The sequence below is a fragment of the Levilactobacillus yiduensis genome (genome assembly GCF_024718525.1).
GTDB classification, from domain to species: domain Bacteria; phylum Bacillota; class Bacilli; order Lactobacillales; family Lactobacillaceae; genus Levilactobacillus; species Levilactobacillus yiduensis.
Genome location: NZ_JAMXAZ010000060.1, coordinates 1 through 1,734 on the forward strand (window position 1 = coordinate 1; position 1,734 = coordinate 1,734).

The window sequence follows — 1,734 nt, forward strand, 5'->3', positions numbered from 1 at the left end:
ACTTTACGCCAAAACGAAAGTGGTGAGAAAAGATTCCGTCGAATCATTTCTCACCACTAAGGTTAGTCTGTTTTAGTTGGGTGTAACGCGTTATGGTCGGCCGTCAGAGCGGGAGACGTTAGCCACGATGATATTTAAAGAATAGTCGTGTTTTAAGAAAAATGGTGAATATACATGATATTTGGAGTGGTATACGTCTGGCTGAATTGTTAAGCTAGAAGCGTAATTATCGTATTGTATCGGAGGCGTGAGGGAATTATGAAAATGAGACGATGGATCACTGGGGGTGCGGGACTCTTGCTCCTGGGAAGCTTACTGGGCTGCACGGCAAAGGCGCCGGGTTACCAGAACCGCCGAACGATTAAGACTGGCCAGCTACGTGCGACGACCTTTTCCCTGGTGGCCAGCGCGGAGAATTCGACGACAAATTATCGTCAACAGTACGGTTATATTGAGGATATCGGTGATGGTCGGGGATATACGGCAGGGATCATTGGGTTTACTTCTGGTACGGGGGACCTGCGTCAAGTTGTGCAACGGTATACCCGACTAAAAAAACACCATAATGGGTTGAAACGTTATTTACCGGCACTGCGCCGGGTCAACGGGTCAGCGTCGCACGCTGGGTTAGGGCCAAAGTTTGTGGTTGCTTGGCGTCATGCAGCGAGGGACCGGCAGATGGTACAGGCTCAGGATGCTATTTTGAATCGCCAATATTTGCGCCCTGTTTTACGTGCAGCTAAGCAAGATGATTTGAGTCCCTTAGGCCAATACATTTACTATGATGCCATGGTGGTTCATGGTCCTGGCACGGATAAGTCTAGTTTTGGGGGAATCCGCCATCGGGCTAAGCAGTTGGCCAAAACACCGCGCCAGGGTGGTAACCAAGCTCATTACTTACGGGCGTTTCTACAGGCGCGGACACCAGTGATGAAACAGGAGGCCGCGCATAAGGACCTATCGCGACTCAACGTTCAGCGTCAGTTGATCAAGGCTGGTAATTACCAGTTAACCCGGCCGTTACACTGGAAAATGTACGGGGATGCTTACACATTGAGATAATCTAGATTCAGACGCAAACAGACTAAGATGAGCCCATAAAAATCCACCGGATTCCTTAGAGCGCATCTTAGTCTATTTATCAATCTATCATTTTTATCGTAGCGCAAGCAAATCACAGAGCTACTTACTTTAACCCCGTGAGTTGCGCTTGGAGCTGTTGTTTGGCATACGTCAGAACGGAACGCTGACGTTGCGGCGAGAGCTGGGCAAAAATGGCCTCGAAGTTGATGTTGTTATCCAATAAGTCTTCATCAAATCGAGGATCAATCGCAGATTTATGTATGCCTAGGGCAGTCGCGAGCTTTTCGACATTGGCGGGGCTAGGGGTGGAGCGTTGAGCAAAGTAGCCGGACAGTGTTGAGGTGGGAATGCCGGTTTTCCCCGCTAGCTCAGCCTGCGTGATGTCGCGGCTGGCTGCCTTTAAATTCTGTGCGATGATTCGACGGATATTTTTCTCAAAAGGCGATAATTCATGGCGGGGCACGACGTTCACTCCTTTGTATAATTTTAGTAAAATAACCTTTGATATCGTCATTATAACGAATTGTAAGAATACAAGCAAACTTATGAGAAAAAAACTTAAAAAACATCCCTAATCCTGAATTATTCACCAGAAACTCCAAAATCCCCATCAAACACATGATTCAAGTGCTTGATGGGAATTTTACGTTT

The 1,734-nt window shown here is 47.3% G+C and carries 2 protein-coding genes; one reads left to right on the forward strand and one right to left on the reverse strand.

The genetic code is table 11. The features are described from left to right. Positions 1–258 precede the first annotated feature (258 nt). On the forward strand, positions 259–1,062 hold the full coding sequence (locus NGM66_RS14165) for a chitosanase (protein ID WP_245155227.1): 804 nt from the start codon (positions 259–261) through the stop codon (positions 1,060–1,062). 124 nt (positions 1,063–1,186) lie between these two features. Here the strand turns inward: NGM66_RS14165 and NGM66_RS14170 are convergent, their stop codons facing one another. Next, entirely contained in the window at positions 1,187–1,597 is a 411-nt protein-coding gene (locus NGM66_RS14170) for a helix-turn-helix domain-containing protein (protein ID WP_258115842.1), read from the reverse strand. Positions 1,598–1,734 lie beyond the last annotated feature (137 nt).